The organism is Pseudomonas alkylphenolica (genome assembly GCF_016009175.1).
Lineage (GTDB): Bacteria > Pseudomonadota > Gammaproteobacteria > Pseudomonadales > Pseudomonadaceae > Aquipseudomonas > Aquipseudomonas alkylphenolica_B.
The window spans coordinates 152,740-172,405 of sequence record NZ_JADUCM010000003.1; the positions used below are offsets into that span (position 1 = coordinate 152,740).

A 19,666-nucleotide genomic window follows, 5' to 3' on the forward strand; every position below is an offset into this window, starting at 1 on the left:
GGACGAGCACGAACATGAAAATGACCAAGAATCTGCTGCAAGCCGGTGTGTTGGGCCTGTCGCTGCTGGCGACCAGTGTCATGGCGGCAGTGTCTGCCGACGAGGCCGCCAAGCTCGGCACCACGCTGACCCCGATGGGCGCTGAAAAGGCCGGTAACGCCGATGGCTCGATCACCGCCTGGGCACCGCTGGCGAAAAACGCCGGTGCCGTCGATGACAAAGGTTTCCTTGCCAACCCGTACGGCAACGAGCAGCCGAAGTTCACCATCACCGCGCAGAACGTCGACCAGTACAAGGACAAGCTGTCCCCCGGTCAGATCGCGATGCTCAAGCGTTACCCGGACACCTACAAGATTCCGGTGTACCCGACCCACCGCGGCTCGAACGTACCGGCTGATGTGTTTGCCTCGATCAAGAAGAATGCCACCAGCACCAACCTGGTTGCGGGCGGCAACGGCCTGGAGAACTTCGAAAGCGCCGTGCCGTTCCCGATTCCCAAAAGCGGTGTCGAGGTGATCTGGAACCACATCACCCGTTACCGTGGCGGCAGCGTAACGCGCCTGGTCACCCAGGCCACACCGCAGACCAATGGCTCCTACAGCCTGGTGTACTTCCAGGACCAGTTCGTCTTCCGTGACAAGATCAAGGGCTACGATCCGGCCAACCCGGGCAACGTACTGTTCTACTTCAAGCAGAAGGTGACTGCACCTGCACGCCTGGCCGGTACCGTGCTGCTGGTTCACGAGACCCTCGACCAGGTCAAGGAACCTCGCAAGGCGTGGGTGTACAACGCCGGTCAGCGTCGCGTGCGCCAGGCACCGCAGGTGTCCTACGACGGTCCGGGTACTGCGGCCGATGGCCTGCGTACTTCCGACAACCTCGACATGTACAACGGCGCGCCAGACCGCTACGACTGGAAGCTCGAAGGCAAGAAAGAGATGTACATTGCCTCCAACAGCTACAAGCTCGACGATCCGAAGCTCAAGTACAGCGACATCATCAAGGCCGGGCACATCAACCAGGACCTGAGCCGCTACGAGCTGCGCCGCGTCTGGCACGTGGTGGCAACCCTGAAGCCGGGCCAGCGTCATATCTACGCCAAGCGTGACTTCTACATCGACGAAGACACCTGGCAGGCTGCAGTGATCGACCAGTACGACGGTCGTGATCAACTGTGGCGCGTTTCCGAGGCCCACTCCCAGGACTACTACAACGTCCAGGTGCCGTGGTACACCCTGGAAGCCATCTACGACCTGCAGTCGGGTCGCTATTTGGCACTGGGCATGAAGAACGAAGAGAAGCGCGCCTACGACTTCGGTTTTACGGCAAGCATCAGCGACTTCCAGCCCGCAGCGCTACGCCAGGAAGGTGTTCGCTGAGTTTCAAATCCCTTGTGTGATCTCCCAGAACGCCCCGGCTTGCCGGGGCGTTTCTGTTTCTGCAGCCTTGCTGCATTGGATTTGTCGCTTTTTGTTGTAGTCTTTTTTCCGCAAAGGGTGGCAATCATCTTCAAATGTGCGTTTTTAACCGCTAGTCTGCCCTGATCTGTAATGCCGAAGATTCTCTAACTAAAACGAGCCGGCCATGACTGATCTGTCCCGTACGCAAGGGTTCGCCAGCCAGGCCATGACTGTCCTGGAAGGCCGCTTCTATCGCCCGCCACTGCCTGAAGGGCATGTGCCGAGGGCGCGCTTGTGCCAGCGACTGCAGTCGGGGCTGGGTGGCCGCTTGCTGTTGGTCAGTGCACCGGCAGGTTTCGGTAAAAGCTCGTTGGCGGTGGAGTTCTGTCAGGCCCTGCCCAATCACTGGAACAGCCTGTGGTTGGGGCTGAGCCGTCGTGACAGTGATCCGGGACGTTTTCTCGAACGCTTGCTCGAAGGCTTGCAGCAGTGCTGTCCGGCAGTGGGCAACCAGGCGCTGGGCCTGTTGAAGATGCGTCAGCGCCATCAACCCTTTGCCTTCGAAGAATGGCTGGACGGCCTGCTCGATGAGCTGGCGGACCACCTGCAGCCCACCAATCCCCTGTTGCTGGTACTCGACGACTATCACCTGGCGCAGGGCCCGGTACTGGATCGCTGCCTGCAGTTTTTCCTCAATCACTTGCCGCCGGGCCTGGTATTGCTGGTTACCAGCCGATTGCGCCCGGACTGGCACCTGGCGCGTCTGCGCCTGTCGCGCCAATTGCTTGAACTCAACGAGCAGGACCTGCGCCTGACCCCCGATGAATCGCTGGCGGTGCTCGGGCAGCAACCGACGAGCCTGCGTGGCCAGGCGCTGGACAGCCTGATCCAGCGCAGCGATGGCTGGGTGGCCGGTTTGCGCTTCTGGCAACTGGCGGCCAGCGAGTCGGGCGCCGACAGTACCTTGCCGCAGGCCTTGCATGGCGGCGAAGGGCTGATACGGGACTACCTGCTCGAAGAAGTTATCGACATCCTGCCGCCCGAGGTTCAGGGCTTTCTCAACGACACGGCCTGCCAGGAGCGCTTTTGCAGCGAGCTGTGCGATGCCCTGCGCGACAGTCATGACAGCGCCGAAATCATCCGCTACCTGCAGGCCCACCAGGTGTTTCTGGTGCCGCTGGACGAGCACGGGCGCTGGTTTCGCTATCACCACCTGTTCTCCGACCTGCTGCGCAGCCGGCAAACCAGCCAGCCGCTGGCAAGCCTGCACTTGCGGGCCTGTCGCTGGTTTCATGGGCAGGGACTGCTGGATGAAGCGGTCGAACAGGCCTTGCGCGCCGGGCATCTGGATGTGGCGGCCAACCTGGTGCAAAGCCTTTCCGAGGAACAGCTGCTGGCCGAGCAGAACGTCGGCATGCTGCTGCGCTGGAAAATGGACCTGCCCGACAGCCTGCTGATCAGTACGCCGCGGCTGATTGTGCTGTACAGCTGGGCACTGGGCCTGGCGGGGCAGCTTGATGCAGCCGAAGAGCTGGCCAGCCACCTCAGCCGCTTTTTGCCGGCACCGTCGGCAACGGCGCAACGCTCGATGCTGGCCCAGTGGCTGGCCTTGAGCGGAGTGATTGCCCGCGGTCGTGGTGATCGCACGCGCACCCGGGCCTGTTGCATCGAAGCCCTGCGGACCTTGCCGCAGAAGCGCTACGGCCAGCGTCTGGTGTGCTTGTCGACGCTGTCCAACCTGGCCATTGCCGATGCCGATTACGCGCGCGCGCGCAGCTGGAACCGCGAGGCCCTGGAACTGGCTCAACGGGTTGCCAATCCCCTGTTTGAGGCGCTGACCCATTACGACCGCGCCCGCGTATTGCATGCCCGTGGCGAGGTGTTGCGGGCGCAGGATGAAGTCCACCTCGGCTTGCAGCGGTTGCAGGGACTCTCTGCGCAACGCTTGTATGCGGTACGCGCCCGGCTGACCTTGTATGAAGGCTATTTGCTGGTCGCGCGCATGCAGCCGGAAGCGGGGCGCAGCCGCTTGCGAGCCGGCCTGGTCGAGGCGCGGGCCTGCCGCGACATCAGCATACTGATCGGGCATTGCGTGATTGCCTCGCTGGATGGGCGCGAGGGCCGCTTTACCGAAGCCTTCGCCGAACTGGCCGAAGCTGAGCGGCTGATGCACATCTGGGACGTGCCACCGATTTTCTATCTGGCGATGATTACCCTGGTCAAATGTGAACTCTGGCTTGCCCAGGGGCGTATTGACCTGGCCGAGTCGTGGCTGTTGCGACTGGGGCAGACCTACGGCGGCAAGCAGGCCGCTGCAGGGCCGGAATTCCACCCGATGCTGGGGCTGCACATCGCCTTGCAACAGGCCTTGCTTGACCGTACCCAGGGGCGTGTGGCGCAGGCAGGGGAGCGCCTGCAGGCACTGGTCGACAGTGGCCAGGCCAGTGGCGGACACATGTTGAGCGTTACGGCGTTGTGCCAGTGGATCGAGCTGCTGCTTGCCAACCAGCATGAGTCCAACGCCCGCGAATTACTGGTGTTGAGCCTGGAAGCGGCGCGTGGCGGTGCATTGCAACCGTTCCAGCGCCTGCTGCAGCACTACCCGCTGTGGCTGCGCGATCAATTGCTGACGCAACCGGTGAGCCCGGCGCAGGTCAGTTTGCTGGCCCTGTTGCCAGCACTGGACCCGGCGCAGGCTGGCAGCGTCAATTGCGAAGCCCTCAGCGCCCGGGAACAGGCGGTGCTGGAGCTAATTGCCCAGGGCTGCTCCAACCAGGAGATCAGCGAGCGGCTGTTCATCTCGTTGCACACGGTCAAGACACACGCCAGCCATATCAACAGCAAATTGGGCGTCGAACGTCGAACGCAGGCTGTCGCCCGGGCGAAGGCCCTCGGGCTGCTGGCCTGACCGCCACCAACAGCGCGACACAAAGAATTTCTGCTGTACTCTCTGGCAGGTTCTTTCCAGGAGCGTCAGCTCATGTTGCGCATGTTTACCGTGTCACTGTTGGCAGGCGGGTTGTACACCGGCGCCGCGCTGGCGGCAGAGGGGCCGTCATTTTCCTGCGACAACGCCGAGGGCATGGCCTTGAAGGTGTGCCAGAGCCCGCAACTGAGCAAGCTCGATCGCGACCTCGCGGCCCTCTACAAACGCACCCTGACGCAAGCCGACAGCGACTCGCAAAAGCAGCTCAAGGCAACCCAGCGCGGCTGGATAAAAGGCCGCGACGAGTGCTGGAAAGCCACTGACGCCGATGCCTGCGTACTCGAGCAGTACCAGGTGCGCATGGTCGAGTTGCAGATCCAGTCCGGCTCGGTCCAGGTGCCTGCCGCCGTCGAGTTCGATTGCGGTGACGACAACCAACCCTTCACTGCCGTGTTCTACAACCAGCTCACGCCTCAGGCAGCGGTGCTGACCTACGGCGGCGACCAGACCATCGTGATGGCGCAACCTTCGGCCAGCGGCAGCAAGTATGGACGTGAAGGCGTGGAGTTCTGGGAGCACCAGGGTGAAGCCAAGGTGAAGTGGTATGGCACTGAGCTGACCTGCCAACCAGCACGCTGAGACCTCCTCTACGCCGCACTTTACGACGCGTCGAGGATCGCGGATGATGGCTACTAGCTACCATTCTTGAGCGCATAGCCATGCTGCAGACGCTGTACCTGATCGCGCCATGGGTCGGCTTGGGCATCCTGGCGGTCCTGTGGTTACGTGCGTTGCAGCGCGGGCGGCGCCTTGAGCGACAGCTTCGCGAGCAAGTCTCGGGTTCCATCGCCCCGGCGGAAGACGTAGAGCGCTACAAGCGCAGCCAGTACTTTGCCCGCATCGGCACCTGGGACTGGGATATCGACACCGAACAACTGTTCTGGTCCGACGCCATCTACCCCATGTTTGGCTATCAGGTCGGGGAAATTGTCCCCAGCTACGAGCGCTTTTGCGCCAGCGTGCACCCGGACGACAGCGCCCGCGTGCGGGCCGGTGAATTGCGCTGCATCGAGACGGGCGAAAACCATGACGAGGAATACCGCGTGGTCTGGCCCGACGGCAGTGTCCGCTGGCTGCGCGAGACCGGCAACGTGGTCTGCAACGAGCAGGGTGTGGCGGTGAAGATGATGGGCGTCGTACGCGACATCACCGAGGAAAAGGCCTGGGCCAACCAGTTGCAGAGCCTGGCGCTCAACGATGCGTTGACCGGCCTGCCCAACCGCGTAGTGCTGGAACAACGCCTGGCGCGTGCACTGGAAGTGGCTCGCGACACCAATACGCGGGTGGTGCTGGCGTTCCTCGATCTCAACGATTTCAAGGCGATCAACGACCGCAAGGGCCACGCGTTCGGTGACCAGGTACTGGTGTTTACCGCCAGTCGGCTCAAGCAAATGCTGCGTGCGGCCGATACTGTGGCCAGGATCGGTGGCGACGAGTTCGTTCTGCTGCTTGAAGGGTTTGCACCCGGGGTGGGGCTGGAGCAGGAAGTCCAGCTGATTTGCAGCAATGTGCTCGAATCGCTGGCGTTCCCGATGATCATTTCCGGCGAGTTGTTGCAGGTGGGGACCAGCCTGGGCGTTGCGATCTATCCGGACCATGCCTCAAGCATGGATACCCTGATTCACCTTGCCGACCTGGCCATGTATGAAGCCAAGCGCAGTGGTGACAATGAGTTCCGGGTCGCCGCCGCTGGCGCTTGTGCATGATGTTGATTTACCCGCGAAGCCAGCCTGTGCGTGTCGAGGTCTGTGCATCCTTTTTTTTATTTGCCATGTCGGGTTTCGTGGATGCAGGTCTACAGCCAAAAAAGTTTTCTGATCGTCGATGATTTCTCGGATTTTCGCAGTTCCTGTCGCTCCATGCTGCGCGAGCTGGGTGTGCGTGATGTCGACACCGCCGACAGCGGTGAGCAGGCCCTGCGCATGTGTGGGCAGAAACGCTACGACTTCATCCTCCAGGATTTCCACCTGGGGGACGGCAAGAAAAATGGTCAGCAGGTGCTCGAAGACCTGATTCTCGACAAGTTGATCAGCCATGAGTGCGTGTTCCTCATGGTCACTGCCGAAACCAGCCAGGCCATTGTCCTCAGTGCCCTGGAGCATGAGCCGGATGCCTACCTCACCAAGCCGTTCAACCGTATCGGCCTGGCCCAGCGCCTGGAAAAACTGGTGCAGCGCAAAACCTTGCTCAAGCCGATTCTCCAGGCCCTGGACCGTGGCCGTCCGGCTGAAGTCCTCGCCGCGTGCGCCGAGCTGTGCAAAAAGGACCCGCGTTTTGCACCGCTGTGCCTGCGTTATCGCGCCGACGCCTTGCGTGACCTCAATCGCTACGACGAGCTGGAGAAGTTTCTCACCACGATCATTTCCAGCCGTGCAACGCCGTGGGCCTACGCGGCATTGGGCAGCCTGTTGTACAAACGCAATCAGTTTGCCCAGGCCCAGGGTATTTACGAGCAGGCGCTCAAGGCCTTTCCGATGATGCCGGGACTGTACGACGGGCTCGCCGAAGTATTGGTGGCGCGCGGCGAGAGCAAGCGTGCCCAGGGCGTGCTGGAGGAGGCGGTGCGCCTGTCGCCGCTGGCGGTGCGCCGGCAAATGATGCTGGGCAAACTGGCCTTGAGCAACGACGACTTCGACACGTCCTCGAAGGCCTACCGGCATGCCGTCAACCAGGGCCAGAGCTCACGCTACAAAGACCCTGAAAGTAACCTCGGACTGGTTCAGGCACTGATGAACAAGAATGCCGGTAACGGTCTGGATGCGCGCACCCGGGTCGAAATCAACACCGTGCTCAGCGAAGTGGCCAAGGAAAACGTCGAGGACCAGGGCTTGCAGGTTCGCGCCCGGCTGATGAAAGCCGCCAGCCTGCAGCAAGCCGGCGATGCCGAAACAGCGGCAAAGCTGACCGAGCAGGCCATGGCCCGTCTGGAGAAGATGGATCAGTTCTTTTCTGTCGAAGCCGCCCTGGTGGTCGCTACCCAGCTGCAGAAGCTGGGGCAGGACGCGGCCGGCACCGCGATCCTGAAAAACTGCGTGGAGACCTACGGCGACGACCCCAAGGTCATGCAGAGCGTGTCGCGCCTGACCGATGACCCGAACGTGCTGGGGGCGGTGACCGAGGCCGTCGACCTCAACCGCCAGGGCGTACGCAGTTATCAGGGCGGGCAACTCAGCGAAGCTCTGGGGCTGTTTCGTCGGGCCCTTGGCCTGCAGCCGAAGAACATCAGTATTGCCCTCAATACCGCCCAGGCGTTGCTGCGCATTGGCGGTGAAACGCCGCCGCCGGCGATCATGGAGGAGTTCCGTGCCTGCCTGAGCTGTGTGGCGGGCATCCCTGAGAGCGATAGCCGCTACGACCGCTACCGTAAACTGCACAGCCGGGCTTTTGGCGCATGAACCAGGACAGACAGGGGCTGGATTTTTCCACGGTGATCGCCTCCACCGTACACGACATGAAAAACTCCCTGGCCGCCTTGATCCAGGCCCATAGCCAGTGGCTCGAACGGCTGCCTGCGGCCCAGCGCGCCGCGAGCGAGCAGGGAGTGATGGAGCACGAGTTTACCCACCTCAACGGCATGCTCGTGCAGTTGCTGGGCCTGTACAAACTGGGCGTCAACCAGTTGCCGATGTGCCCGGACTACCACGAGCTGGATGACTTTATCGAGGCGCAACTGGCGGCCCAGCAGAACCTGCTGCAGCACCGCGACATCCTCGCCAGCTTTCGTATCGAGACCCCGAGCCCGTTGGGATTTTTCGACCGTGAACTGGTCGGCTCGGTGGTAGCCAACATCCTCAACAACGCCATTCGCTACGCTGGGCATACCTTGCTGATTACTGTTAGCGAGGACGATGAGCAACTGGTGCTGAGCATCAACGACGACGGCCCGGGCTTCCCCGTACGCATGCTGGAACGCCAGCACGACTATGTGCAGGGTATCGATGCGCAAAGTGGCAGCACCGGGTTGGGGTTGTACTTCGCTGCGCGGATTGCGGCCCTGCATGAACGCAACGGGGTGAAGGGGCGTATCGAGATTGCCAACGGCGGAGCGTTGGGCGGAGGCTTGTTCAGGCTGTATTTGCCCTGAGCGATTCGCGGTCAATCGCAGGCGATCGCCAGCTCCCACGGTAGTCCGACTGTCCATCGGAGCTGTGGGAGCCAGCGATGGGGTGTCAGGCTGCTGCCGCCAGCGTCAAACCCGACTCTTCGCGGCGAATGCTCGCCAGTGGAATCATCACCAACAGCAAGGTCAGCAGCACGGTAACGCCGATGCCCCAGGCCGCCAGGGTGAAGCCGCCCAGCGAGATCAGGCCGCCGGAAATTGCCGGACCAACTGCGAGGCCAAGGCTGAGGAAGCTGCTCGCTGCCGCCACCACGCGACCTTCACGATCAAGCGCCGCCGCCAGGCCGGTCAGGTAGCTGAGGGCGTAGAAGTAGGTGACGCAAATGGTCATCACCCCCATGGTGTACAGCGACTTGGAATGCTCACCCAGTACATAGGCCAGGCTGGTTGCGCCGGTCAGCAGAATTGCCAGGATCACCGGGGTGCTCAGGCCGAAGCGCTTGCCCACCATGGCGGCCAGCAGCGGGCCGATCAGGCCGACAAACGACTGGAAGGACAGCAATGCCCCGAGTTCGTCGCCGCTGTAACCGACCATTGTGCCGATACGCTCGACGAAGGCCCAGCCCATGGTGTCGCGGGCCTGGAAGACGAACATCGCCAGCATCATGCAGATCGCCGGCAGGCTCAACAGCACATTGCCTGCACCGCCTTTGGCGTTGCGCACATGGGGCGCCGCTTCGACCACAGGTGCACGCTGTTGCATGGCCGGAATCGCCAGCAGCATCACGGCCATGGTCGCCGCCATGGCGTAGTACAGCCCCGACAGGCCATACAGGGCCATGACCTTGGCGTAGCCGAGCATCACCACGATCATCAGCAGCACCGACAGCACGTTCATGTGCCCGGCGATGCGGTCTGGCTGTTTGGCGCTGGAGACGCTGGCGTTACCGCAGGCCAGCGCCAGGCCGGCACCGACACCGGCGACGCAACGCACGGCAGCCAGCGAGTAGAGTTCGGTCATGTTGGCGCTGACCAGGTTGGCGACGATCGCCAGCAGCGTGCCCACAATCGCCAGGGTGCGCCGTGGCGCGCGGCCCATGTAGGGCGCGACCAGCAGCGAGGCGAGCATGGTGAAGACGAATTCGGCCGACATCAGAATGCCGGCCTGGGCCTCATTGAGTTTGAGGTCGTTGATGATGGCACTGATCAGGAACGGCAGCGCCCATAAGCCGAGCAAGCCGACACCGTAGGCGGATGCTGCGGCGGAGAACACCAGGCTCCAGCTCTCGGGCAAAAAGTTGCGTATTGTTTTTTTCATCGGGGTAATCCCTGGTTGGCAAGCACGCAGTGCAAAAAAGCGCGCCATTATGGCGCGCTCATCTCTGGAAACTTACTGTTGGCTCTCGTCCACTGGCGTGCCGTCGTCGTATTGCGACAGCCAGGTGACCATCGCATCGCGATAACGGGTGAAGCCCTTGTAGTCGACCAGTTCCTGATCAAGGTCGCGGATCACCCGGTGCATGCGCTTGGCCCACTGGGGTGCGAACTCGGCCAGCTGCTTGAGGCTCACCAGGTAGGTGCGCACGGGGAACAGCACGGCGTTACTGCGCGGCAGACGATGCAGCGGTTGCAGTTCGATACGCAAGTTGACCAGATCACCGGCATTTTCAGCGGTGACGATGGTGCGGTCCGGGGCCCAGTCCGGCAGGGTCTCTGCCGAGGTTTCCAGGCGCGGGTTGACCGTGATCGACCAGTTGGTGCGGCGCACCGGATGGCCCGGACGCAGGCGCAGGAGGAATTTCAGCGCGCGTTGCAGAATGCCCATTTCATGCAGCTTCGGCACCGGGCCGTGGAACTCCATGAAGCTCATGCCGAGGTTGAAGCGCAGCGAGTAGTCGGCGCGCTGGGTGGCCATGCCGGCGCCCATCACCAGGGTGTCGTCACGTTCTTCAAGCAGGATGAACTCGCCCTGCGCCTGACGGGTGATGTATTCCATCGGCTCCATCGGCAGGGTGCTGGCGTCACCGAAGGTGAAGGTCTGGTCGATCTGCAGCGGACGGTTGATCCAGTGCCACTGGCTGCCGTTCTTCTCCAGGGTGAAGTGCTCGGGGAAGTCCCGCGAGTACGACTCCATCAGCAGCTCCAGCAGGTCCCACTGGGCTTCCATCATGTGTGGCAGGGCGGCGTAGTGCACGCCCGGCTGCTCTTCGAGGGTCTTGGCGCGGTGGTGGCACTCGGAGATGTAGTGCTCGTCGATGTCGAACTGGGCACGCAGCGCGCCCTTGCCGAACGGTACGTGCGGCTCGACGTTCATCGAGTACATGTACTCGTCTTCCGGGTACGGGAATGGCAGGCGCGTGATGGCTTCGCGGCTGTTGCTGTAGGTGTAGTCGCCGGAATAGGTTTCGATTGGCTTGAAAACGGTCATGACGTTGGTTCCTGTTATTAGAGGTCTACGACCAGGCGGCTACCGCAGGCGCGGGATACGCACGGCATGAATTTGCGATTGCTGAGCTTGTCTTCTTCGCTGAGCCAGTCGTCGCGGTGGTCCAGCTCGCCTTCGACTTCCAGCACTTCGGTTTCGCAGTAACCGCAGGCACCGCCGCGGCACAGGTAGGGCACTTTGTAGCCGGCCTGTTCGGCGGCTTCGAGCAGCGACTGGTCAGGCGGCACGTCGATGGTCACGCCCTGGCGGGCCAGGGTGACGCTGAACGGCTGGCCGTTGGAGCCTTGCTCGACGAAGCGCTCGTAATGGATGTGGCTGTCGGTCCAGCCCAGCGCGTGGGCGCTGTCCAGGGTGTCGTCGATCATGCTGTCCGGGCCGCAGACATACACATGACTGCCCAGTGGACGCTCGGCGAGGATCTGGCGAATGTCCATGCGCGCGTCCTGGCCCTGCACATACAGGTGCACGCGTTTGCCGTAGCGTGCCTGCAGCTCCAGGCCCAACGCCGTGTGGTCCGGGCCGCGTACTGCCAGGTGCAGCTCGAAATCGGCCTGCTTGATGTGCAGCTCTTCCATTTGCGAGTACACCGGGGTGATTCCTACACCACCCGCAATGAACACGTGCTGGCGGGCATGCTTGGCCAGCGGGAAGAGGTTGGCCGGCTGCAGGATCTGCAGCAGCGCGCCTTCTTCCACGCAGTCATGCAGGTGGCGCGAACCGCCACGGCCCTCTTCGACGCGGCGCACGGCGATCTGGTAAGCGCTGGAGTCGTAAGGCGACCCCATCAGCGAATACGCATTGCGGTGGGTCTTGTCGCCGTCTTCCATCACCACGACCACGTGGCTGCCACCGGAGAAGGCCGGCAGGTGCTTGCCGTCCGGGTCGACGAAGGTGAAGCGCTTGATTTCCGGAGTCAGCGTCTCGATGCGTGTAACCCGTACGCTCAGGGTTCCGTTGTGCGTGTTCATGTATCCAGCTCCTCGGCAGGTGGCATTTCGCCTGGGACTTCACCGTCGGCCTTGATGCCCTGGAAGGCAGCCAGGCGGCGGGAATAGTGGTCGCGCACTACCAGGTCGAGCTGGCAGCCGGGGCAGGTGAATACACGGTGAGTAACGTTTTCGGTGTAGGTGTCGCAGTGGGCGCACCAGACACGGCGAACCAGGGTGCCGCTGTGTTCACGCAGCACTTCGTCACGGTTCAGGTCCACCGCATTGGCGGCCTGCATGGTGGTGCCGATGAAGCTCTCCGAGCCGCTCAGGTACAGGCGGGTGCCCATGTGCGCGGTGTCCAGCAGACGGCGCAGGCCTTCGATCAGCGCCTGGTTGCTGTCGAACACCTGCAAGTCGCCGGCTTCGGCCTGGCGCAGCGCCGCCAGGTGGTTGTGTCCGGAGAAGGATTCGGTGGAATACAGCAGCGTGCTGTTGGCACGCTGGCTCGGGGTCATGTCGCCGATCAGGCGCAGCATGGCCTCGCCGCCACTGCCCTGGCCGACGATCAGGTGGCGCAAGCCACCTGCCATCGGTTGCAGGCGGTCATAGACCGGGCGGCTTTTGATGCCGGTGATTAGCATGCATATTACCTATTATTTTATATGTTTATAGTGCGGTTAATTGAACGCTTCTGCTGCGCCCTTAGTGCTTGAACATCACGTGGCGTACGCAGGTGTAATCTTCCAGGCCATACATCGACATGTCCTTGCCGTAGCCCGACTGCTTCATGCCGCCGTGGGGCATCTCGCTGATCAGCATGAAGTGCGTGTTGACCCAGGTGCAGCCGTACTGCAAACGGGCGGCCAGACGGCTGGCGCGGCCGACGTCGCGGGTCCAGACCGAAGAGGCCAGGCCGTAGTCGGAGTCGTTGGCGAAGGCCAGGGCCTGGGCTTCGTCAGTGAACGGGGTGACGCTGACCACAGGGCCGAAGACTTCGCGCTGGACGATTTCATCGTCCTGGCGGGCGTCGGCGAGAACGGTCGGCTCGAAGAAGAACCCAGGGCCTTCGACACGCTTGCCACCGGTGATGACGCGGATGTGCGGCTGGGCTTTGGCGCGTTCGACGAAGCCGGCAACACGCTCCAGGTGGTCCTGGGTGATCAGCGGGCCGAGTTCGGTTTCTGGGTCGTCCTGAAGGCCATGGCGAATGCTGCCAACGGCTTCACCGAGCTTCTGCACGAAGGTCTCGTAAACGCCTTGCTGCACGTACAGGCGGCAAGCAGCGGTGCAATCCTGGCCGGCGTTGTAAAAACCGAAGGCGCGAATGCCTTCGACGGCGGCATCGATATCAGCGTCGTCGAAAATCAGCACCGGGGCTTTGCCGCCCAGTTCCATGTGGGTGCGCTTCACGCTGCTGGCGGTGTTGGCGACGATGCGCGCACCGGTGGCAACAGAGCCGGTGAGCGAAACCAGGCGCACCTTGGGATGGGTGACCAACGGCTCACCGACGCTCGGGCCACGGCCGAACAGGATGTTGACGACGCCGGCCGGGAACAGTTCGGCAATGATTTCTGCCAGTTTCAGGGCAGTCAGCGGGGTTTGCTCAGAGGGCTTGAGCACCACGCAGTTACCGGCGGCCAGGGCGGGTGCCAGTTTCCAGGCGACCATCATCAGCGGGTAGTTCCAGGGCGCAATCGATGCCACCACGCCCAGCGGGTCACGGCGAATCATCGAGGTGTGGCCCGGCAGGTATTCGCCACCGGCCGAGCCGTTCAGGCAACGGCTGGCGCCGGCGAAAAAGCGGAACACGTCGGCAATGGCCGGAATTTCGTCGTTAAGCGCTGCCTGGTAAGGCTTGCCACAGTTTTGCGACTCCAGACGGGCCAGTGTTTCGGCTTCGGCTTCGATCCGGTCGGCCAGTTTCAGCAACAGCTGGGCGCGATCCTTGGGTGGGGTTTGCGCCCACGCGTCGAAAGCCTGATCGGCGGCAGTCACTGCCGCATCCACCTGGGCGCTGCTGGCTTCGGCGATGTCTACCAGCACCGTGCCCAGGGAGGGGTTGTACACGGCGTGGCTGGCGCCTTCGCCGTTGACCAACTGGCCGTTGATCAGGAGTTTGGTTTGCATGGCGTATCCCTTGGTCGGTCTTATAGGTTGAGAAATCGCTCGGCCAATGCAGGGCGCAGAGGAGCTTTTGCCCGCTGACCGCATTAAACATATGAAAACATATCTTAATGTTCGAGCTTTGCCAACTGTCCTTCTGTCGGGTTGAAATCAGCTTTGCCGGGTGGTTTTTACCGATGGCAGGCTGAAATCGACGGTGTCAGGGGCTGCTCAATCGCTATAAGATACGGAACTGAACGTTTAGCAGGGGTCTGCCTGGGCCTGTGCAATGCTGACTATGGAGAGCCAATGAGTGCCCTGAATACTGCCCGTAGTACTGCCTTCATCCGGCTGCGCCAGGAAGGGCGCACCGATGAGGTGGCGCGGCGGCTGGTGGAAGCGATCGAACTGGGCCTTTTTGCCGAAGGGCAGCAACTGCCCAGTGAAACCGAACTGGCAATGCAGCTGGGCGTTGCCACCGTCACCCTGCGCGAAGCCTTGGTGGTGCTGCGCCAACGCGGCCTGATTGAAACCCGGCGCGGGCGCAATGGCGGCAGCTTTGTCTGTGCGCCGGTGGAGTTGCCAGAGGTGCTGTTGTTGCAGCGGCTGCGGGAAATGAGCGGTCCGGACTTGCGCGATCTGGGCGATGAGCAACTGGCGATCTCCGGCACGGCGGCACGCCTGGCGGCGCAGCGAGGCTCAAAGGAGCAGTACGCGCGGATCGCCCAGCACATCGAAACCCTGAAACAGGCGGGTACACGCCTGGGGCGCCATCGCGCCGATGCTCGTTTTCACATCGAAGTGGCTGCGGCCGCGCAATCATTGCGCCTGACCCATGCCGAAATGCGCTTGCAGTCCGAGGTGGGTGAGTTGCTCTGGCTGGAGGCTGCCGGTGGCGGCGACGTCACTGTGGTTGAACAAGAACACCGGGCCATCCTCCAGGCCCTGGTCAGTAACGACACGGTGTTGGCCGGCGCTCTGGCCGAGGCTCATGTCAGCCGCGGTATCAAGCGCCTGATCGGCCTGCGCCTGGAGTTGCTGGCGGAAAGTGAAAGCGAGGGCGAGGCTGGCGCGGTACTTGCGTAGACCTTAGTGGGTTTGAACCAGAAACCCGAACTGATAAAAATAAAGCCAATACTGCCTGAGGAAATGCCATGTTTGCCCTGAGCGAAAACGATCCCCTGTCTGCGTGCGCTCGGCAGCTCAACAGCACCCTGGAGACCATCTTCAGCCAGGTCCGCCAGCTGGTGGATGAAACCTGCGAGCTTTGGGAACGCGTAGTGGCCGAAGGCCGTCAACCGGTTGCCAAAGACCTGGCCTTGCTCAGGCCGGCCATCGACCGGCAATTGCTGGCCACCGGGGCCTTTGGTTGCGGCGGTGGGGTGATCCTCGAGCCGGGCAGCCTCGCCGACCGTGAGATGCACCTGGAGTGGTGGTACCTGGCAGATGCTGGCAAGACCCTGCCGTTGCGCCCCAACTTCGACCGCCGCCGCGAGAATTTCTACGACTACACCGCCGCGCCCTGGTTCAGCCGCCCGCGTGAGTCCGGCACCAGCAGCGTCGAGGGGCCTTACGTTGACCTCTACGGCACCAACATGTACGTGCTGACCTTCACCATGCCCATTTTTGTGCAGGGTCAGTTCATTGGTGTGGCCGGGCTGGACCTGTCGCTGCACAACGTCGAGCGCATGCTGGTACGCAGCCTGATGCGTCTTGCGCACGAAGCGGTGCTGATATCGGCAGATGGCCGGGTGATCGCCTCCAATACGGCGAACTGGCTGGTGGGGGATCTGGCGCCGAAACTGCTTGAGCCCGACAACAGCGAAGCGGTACGCCTGGTATTGGCCGAGCCGGAAGCCGGCTGGTCGTTGATCAGCCTGCCGGGTTTGCGCAGCGCCGCATAAGCCGGTGACGCTCAGCACCGACCAGGTATTCACCGTCTTCCAACCAGCGGGTTGACGCCCGCTGGCATATCTCTGTCCACATCATCTGCCTTCAGCAACCATCGGTCGACTTTTCCCTCTGTCGCTTGATCACGTCGGTAAAGGGGTCTAACTTTTCGATGTGGGAAATTTTCCCACGCAAGAAAAAGAAAAATACAGATTCATTCCCGAATTGATTTGGCGTTCTCGCGGCAAGTGACCAGGAGACGGACGATGCAGACTCAACGGCTGTTCAAACAGGCTTTATTGGCGATGGCCATCGGCGGCGTGCTGTCGGCCTCCCTCGTTTTGGTCCCGGATTCGATTTCTCATGACTCAAGTGCCTACGCCAAAGATGGCGGTGGAGGCGGTGGCGGCCACGGCGGTGGTGGCGGCGGCGGTGGCGGTCATGGTGGCGGTGGCGGTGGCCACGGCGGTGGTGGTGGCGGCAGTGGTGGTGGCGGCAGTGGTGGTGGCGGTGGCCACGGCGGTGGTGGCGGCGGCAGTGGTGGTGGCGGTGGCCACGGCGGCGGTGGCGGCGGCAGTGGTGGTGGCGGCCACGGTGGCAGTGGCGGCGGAAGCGGAGGTGGCGGCCATGGTGGAAGTAGCGGTGGTAGCGGAAGTGGCAGTGGTGGCCATGCTGGCAACGGCAGTGGTAGCAGCGGTCATAGTGGTAGCGACCATGGCGATTCAGGCCAGGGCCAGGCCGGCAACTCGAACTCCGGGCGCAGCAGCAACCATTCAGAACCTGGCGATGATCATGGCAATCATGTTGGTGGTGAGCCCGGGGATGACCATGGCAATCATGTGGGCGGTGAGCCCGGGGATGACCATGGCAATCATGTTGGCGGTGAACCTGGCGACGACCATGGCAATCATGTTGGCGGTGAGCCTGGTGATGATCATGGCAATCATGTGGGTGGCGAACCGGGTGATGACCATGGCAATCACGTCGGCGGCGAACCTGGAGATGACAACAGCAGGAGCTGACTGACACGGGTGGGGCTCATACAAAACCCTGGGGGCGGGTTTTGTATGGGGTTTTTCCCCGCGTCTTTATACTGAGGCCCTCTGTCAAGGAATGCGCTGAATGCAATCGCCTACTCTGCCTCCCTCGCTACTAAGCGCTTTGTTGCGGGTCATGCGCCCACTGGTGCGGTTGATGCTCCGCAAGGGCGTCACCTATCCGGTGTTTGCCGATTTGCTCAAGGAGGTGTTCGTCGATGTGGCTGATCGCGAGTTCCGTCTGGTCGACAAGGCGCCGAGTGACAGCCGCATCAGCCTGCTGACCGGCGTGCATCGCAAGGATGTCAGACGCCTGCGTCAGGACGGCGAAGCGCAGGCCTCGGCATTGCCTGAAAACATCACGCTGGGTGCCCACCTGGTCAACGTCTGGAGTAACTCCCAACCCTTCTGCCAGGCGCGCGGCCAGGCGCTGGCCTTGCCGCGGCTGGCCAGCGTTGGTGGTGACTGTTCATTCGATGCCCTGGTGGCCAGCGTCAGCACGGACATTCGTGCCCGGGTAGTACTCGACGAGTGGCTGCGGCTGGGCATTGTGCGGCTCGACGAGCAGGACTGTGTACACCTTCAGGCGCAGGCCTTTGTGCCGCAGCAGGGCTTTGATGAAAAGGCGGCCTACCTTGCCCACAACCTGCACGACCATGCGAGCGCCGCTGTGCATAACCTTAGCGGGGAGGGCCAGCCGTTCTTCGAGCGTAGCGTGCACTACGATGCACTGGCTCCCGTCAGTGTCGAGACCTTGCGCGAGGCCGTGGCCGGTGAGGGGATGCAGCTGTTACTGGGCTTCAGCCGGTTGGCGGCCGACCTGGAAGCGCGGGATTTGCCAACCCTTGAGCAGCCCCAGCGCATCACCATCGGGCTTTATTTCTACACTGAGTCTACTTCTCCCACGACGCCGAACCCATGACCCGTTTCCTGCACCGCTTTCGTGCTGCCGCCGTCATTGTCCTGGCTCTCGCGCTGGGGCTGCCCTCGTGGGGGCATGCCGCGCCGGCGTGTGTCAGCCGTGATGAAATCGGCATGTCGGGGGCGTCGGGCTTGCAGTTCCCGGGCGGCACCGGGGGTACCGGGGCGATGCCGGGCGGGGTGGGTGGCACCGGTATCCAGACCGACAGCGGTGGCGTGGGAGGCAGCGGTGCGCCGGTTCAGAAGCGTCCCGGTGGAACCGGCGGTACCGGGGCCGTGGCTACGGGCGTGGATGACATCCTCAATAATCGCGACGCGGGTGGTGTCGGCGGCTCGGGCGCGCCGATCCTGCACCCGGGCGGTACGGGCGGCACCGGTATCGTCGGCACCATCACCGGCTTCGCCTCGATCTGCGTCAACGGCATGGAAGTGCACTTCGGCAAGGATGTGCCGGTGAGCGAGAACGGTGTCGCCGCCAACAGTGGCCACCTGGCCATTGGGCAAGTGGTGGCAGTCGAGGCCTTCACCACGAAGCGCGGCCTGCAGGCCGGGCGGATCTCGATTCTGCATGCGTATGCCGGGCCGCTGACCGCACTGCCGAATGCCTCGGCACCGTTGCGGGTGATGGGGCAGCCGGTACGCCTGGCGCCCGGTGCGCGGGTCGCCGAAGGGCTGCGGCCGGGTGAGCCGGTCAAGGTCAGCGGGCTGCGCGATGCCCAGGGTGTGGTCGTGGCCAGTCGCATCGAGCGTGCACCGGGGCTCAAGGAGGCCAGTGCCATCGGCGCGGTCGATCGCACCGGCAGCCTGCAGGGGCTGAAACTTGGCACCCGTGTGGCGCCGGCGCAGGAAGTACTGGTGCGTGGCCAGTGGACAGGGCGGCAGCTGGAGGTCAGCCAGACCCGACCTGACCCGAGCATGCCGTTTACCGGACGGGTACGCGACGTGGTGATCGAGGGCCTGGTACAAGGGCGCCAAGGCAATGGCCTGGTGGTTGGCGGCGTGAACGTCACCCTGGATCGTAAAACAGCGGATCAGGTCGCCAACCTGCCCCTGGATCAACGCGTGCGTGTCAGCGGGGTGTACACCGGGGCACGTGAGGTGCGGGCAAGCCGTGTGGAAATCACCACGGAGCGTGTCGATCACTCGGGCAAGTCGCCTGTCGAGCGCGGGGCACGTTCGGATGACGCAGTGGAGCAGCGTAGCGACCATTCGGGCAGTTCCGATGATCACGGCAGTGGCAGCAGCGGCACCGACAGTGTGCGCAGTGACAGCAGTCATGGTGCTGATAGCGAGCGCTCGGAGAGCCACGGTAGTGGCCGTGAAGACAGTGGCAAGTCCGATGCTGTGGATAAGTCCGGAAAGTCTGAGCGCGTGGAAAAAGTCGAGCAGCCTGAAAAGGTTGAGAAGGCCGAAAAGGTCGAGAAAATTGAAAAGGTCGAAAAGGTCGAAAAGGTAGAGAAGGCCGAGAAAGTGGAAAGGCCTGAGAAGGTCGAAAAAGTAGAAAAGGTGGAGAAGATCGAAAAAGTAGAAAAGGTCGAGAAGGTGGAAAGGCCTGAGAAAGTCGAGAAAGTGGAGCGGGTCGAGAAAGTTGAGAAGGTCGAGCGTCCCGAGACCGTGGAGCGGGTCGAAAAGGTTGAAAAGGTGGAGCGTCCAGAGACGGTGGAACGGGTCGAAAAAGTTGAGAAAGTGGAACGCCCCGAAACGGTGGAGAAGGTCGAAAAAGTAGAACGGCCCGAAACTGTGGAAAAAGTCGAGAAGGTAGAAAAGGTCGAGAAAGCAGAGTCCGTAGAAAAGGCCGAACGCCCGGAGCGCTCGGATCACTAGTGTCAGCAATGGCCTTTCGGCAACCGTGAAATAAGCAACTAGGCTGTGTAAGTCCGCTCGTACTTCTCAC

At 62.5% G+C, this 19,666-nt stretch carries 16 protein-coding genes; 11 read left to right on the top strand and 5 right to left on the bottom strand.

Annotation, left to right across the window (positions count from 1 at the left end; translation table 11 throughout):
- Positions 1-14: 14 nt before the first annotated feature.
- From I5S59_RS05145 to I5S59_RS05170, 6 genes are all read left to right on the top strand, one after another.
- Entirely contained in the window at positions 15-1,379 is a 1,365-nt protein-coding gene (locus I5S59_RS05145; protein ID WP_197875667.1) for a DUF1329 domain-containing protein, read from the top strand.
- A gap of 205 nt (positions 1,380-1,584) precedes the next feature.
- Positions 1,585-4,308, top strand: a complete 2,724-nt coding sequence (locus I5S59_RS05150) for a helix-turn-helix transcriptional regulator (protein ID WP_197875668.1) — start codon at positions 1,585-1,587, stop codon at positions 4,306-4,308.
- A gap of 72 nt (positions 4,309-4,380) precedes the next feature.
- Positions 4,381-4,965: an MliC family protein gene (locus tag I5S59_RS05155; RefSeq protein ID WP_232239593.1), complete on the top strand. Its 585-nt coding sequence runs from the start codon at positions 4,381-4,383 to the stop codon at positions 4,963-4,965.
- 80 nt (positions 4,966-5,045) lie between these two features.
- Positions 5,046-6,092: a sensor domain-containing diguanylate cyclase gene (locus tag I5S59_RS05160; RefSeq protein WP_197875669.1), complete on the top strand. Its 1,047-nt coding sequence runs from the start codon at positions 5,046-5,048 to the stop codon at positions 6,090-6,092.
- A gap of 81 nt (positions 6,093-6,173) precedes the next feature.
- On the top strand, positions 6,174-7,781 hold the full coding sequence (locus I5S59_RS05165; protein WP_197875670.1) for a tetratricopeptide repeat-containing response regulator: 1,608 nt from the start codon (positions 6,174-6,176) through the stop codon (positions 7,779-7,781).
- A complete protein-coding gene (locus I5S59_RS05170; RefSeq protein WP_197875671.1) occupies positions 7,778-8,470 on the top strand; it encodes a sensor histidine kinase in 693 nt (230 codons plus the stop codon). Before I5S59_RS05165 ends, I5S59_RS05170 begins: the two co-directional genes overlap by 4 nt.
- Before the next feature lie 85 nt (positions 8,471-8,555).
- Here the strand turns inward: I5S59_RS05170 and I5S59_RS05175 are convergent, their stop codons facing one another.
- The 5 genes from I5S59_RS05175 to I5S59_RS05195 form a co-directional block, all read right to left on the bottom strand.
- Positions 8,556-9,764, bottom strand: coding sequence for an MFS transporter (locus I5S59_RS05175; protein ID WP_197875672.1), 1,209 nt, complete (start codon positions 9,762-9,764; stop codon positions 8,556-8,558).
- A 72-nt stretch (positions 9,765-9,836) separates the two neighbouring features.
- Complete coding sequence (locus I5S59_RS05180) at positions 9,837-10,874, bottom strand: heme-dependent oxidative N-demethylase family protein (protein ID WP_128322752.1); 1,038 nt, start codon at positions 10,872-10,874, stop codon at positions 9,837-9,839.
- Positions 10,875-10,891: 17 nt separating this feature from the next.
- Positions 10,892-11,860 carry a PDR/VanB family oxidoreductase gene (locus I5S59_RS05185; RefSeq protein WP_197875673.1) on the bottom strand — a complete coding sequence of 323 codons (969 nt, stop codon included), beginning with the start codon at positions 11,858-11,860 and terminating at the stop codon, positions 10,892-10,894.
- Entirely contained in the window at positions 11,857-12,462 is a 606-nt protein-coding gene (locus I5S59_RS05190) for a dimethylamine monooxygenase subunit DmmA family protein (protein WP_128322750.1), read from the bottom strand. The genes I5S59_RS05185 and I5S59_RS05190 overlap by 4 nt, the downstream gene beginning before the upstream one ends.
- A gap of 61 nt (positions 12,463-12,523) precedes the next feature.
- Entirely contained in the window at positions 12,524-13,948 is a 1,425-nt protein-coding gene (locus I5S59_RS05195; RefSeq protein ID WP_197875674.1) for a gamma-aminobutyraldehyde dehydrogenase, read from the bottom strand.
- A gap of 285 nt (positions 13,949-14,233) precedes the next feature.
- On the opposite strand from I5S59_RS05195, the gene I5S59_RS05200 reads away from it, so the two are divergent.
- The 5 genes from I5S59_RS05200 to I5S59_RS05220 all read left to right on the top strand — a co-directional run bounded on the left by I5S59_RS05200 (position 14,234) and on the right by I5S59_RS05220 (position 19,596).
- Positions 14,234-15,010 carry a FadR/GntR family transcriptional regulator gene (locus tag I5S59_RS05200; protein WP_197875675.1) on the top strand — a complete coding sequence of 259 codons (777 nt, stop codon included), beginning with the start codon at positions 14,234-14,236 and terminating at the stop codon, positions 15,008-15,010.
- Positions 15,011-15,078: 68 nt separating this feature from the next.
- Positions 15,079-15,828 carry a cache domain-containing protein gene (locus I5S59_RS05205; protein WP_128322747.1) on the top strand — a complete coding sequence of 250 codons (750 nt, stop codon included), beginning with the start codon at positions 15,079-15,081 and terminating at the stop codon, positions 15,826-15,828.
- Between the two features lie 252 nt (positions 15,829-16,080).
- Positions 16,081-16,836 carry a hypothetical protein gene (locus I5S59_RS05210; protein ID WP_232239594.1) on the top strand — a complete coding sequence of 252 codons (756 nt, stop codon included), beginning with the start codon at positions 16,081-16,083 and terminating at the stop codon, positions 16,834-16,836.
- Positions 16,837-16,936: 100 nt separating this feature from the next.
- Positions 16,937-17,773: a DUF6502 family protein gene (locus tag I5S59_RS05215; protein WP_197875676.1), complete on the top strand. Its 837-nt coding sequence runs from the start codon at positions 16,937-16,939 to the stop codon at positions 17,771-17,773.
- Positions 17,770-19,596: a DUF5666 domain-containing protein gene (locus I5S59_RS05220; RefSeq protein WP_197875677.1), complete on the top strand. Its 1,827-nt coding sequence runs from the start codon at positions 17,770-17,772 to the stop codon at positions 19,594-19,596. The genes I5S59_RS05215 and I5S59_RS05220 overlap by 4 nt, the downstream gene beginning before the upstream one ends.
- The last annotated feature ends 70 nt before the right edge of the window (positions 19,597-19,666 follow it).

Coding starts and splice junctions, on each gene's coding strand:
- I5S59_RS05145 (WP_197875667.1), top strand. CDS start 15: ATGAAAATGACCAAGAATCTGCTGCAAGCCGGTGTGTTGGGCCTGTCG.
- I5S59_RS05150 (WP_197875668.1), top strand. CDS start 1,585: ATGACTGATCTGTCCCGTACGCAAGGGTTCGCCAGCCAGGCCATGACT.
- I5S59_RS05155 (WP_232239593.1), top strand. CDS start 4,381: ATGTTGCGCATGTTTACCGTGTCACTGTTGGCAGGCGGGTTGTACACC.
- I5S59_RS05160 (WP_197875669.1), top strand. CDS start 5,046: ATGCTGCAGACGCTGTACCTGATCGCGCCATGGGTCGGCTTGGGCATC.
- I5S59_RS05165 (WP_197875670.1), top strand. CDS start 6,174: ATGCAGGTCTACAGCCAAAAAAGTTTTCTGATCGTCGATGATTTCTCG.
- I5S59_RS05170 (WP_197875671.1), top strand. CDS start 7,778: ATGAACCAGGACAGACAGGGGCTGGATTTTTCCACGGTGATCGCCTCC.
- I5S59_RS05175 (WP_197875672.1), bottom strand. CDS start 9,764: ATGAAAAAAACAATACGCAACTTTTTGCCCGAGAGCTGGAGCCTGGTG.
- I5S59_RS05180 (WP_128322752.1), bottom strand. CDS start 10,874: ATGACCGTTTTCAAGCCAATCGAAACCTATTCCGGCGACTACACCTAC.
- I5S59_RS05185 (WP_197875673.1), bottom strand. CDS start 11,860: ATGAACACGCACAACGGAACCCTGAGCGTACGGGTTACACGCATCGAG.
- I5S59_RS05190 (WP_128322750.1), bottom strand. CDS start 12,462: ATGCTAATCACCGGCATCAAAAGCCGCCCGGTCTATGACCGCCTGCAA.
- I5S59_RS05195 (WP_197875674.1), bottom strand. CDS start 13,948: ATGCAAACCAAACTCCTGATCAACGGCCAGTTGGTCAACGGCGAAGGC.
- I5S59_RS05200 (WP_197875675.1), top strand. CDS start 14,234: ATGAGTGCCCTGAATACTGCCCGTAGTACTGCCTTCATCCGGCTGCGC.
- I5S59_RS05205 (WP_128322747.1), top strand. CDS start 15,079: ATGTTTGCCCTGAGCGAAAACGATCCCCTGTCTGCGTGCGCTCGGCAG.
- I5S59_RS05210 (WP_232239594.1), top strand. CDS start 16,081: ATGCAGACTCAACGGCTGTTCAAACAGGCTTTATTGGCGATGGCCATC.
- I5S59_RS05215 (WP_197875676.1), top strand. CDS start 16,937: ATGCAATCGCCTACTCTGCCTCCCTCGCTACTAAGCGCTTTGTTGCGG.
- I5S59_RS05220 (WP_197875677.1), top strand. CDS start 17,770: ATGACCCGTTTCCTGCACCGCTTTCGTGCTGCCGCCGTCATTGTCCTG.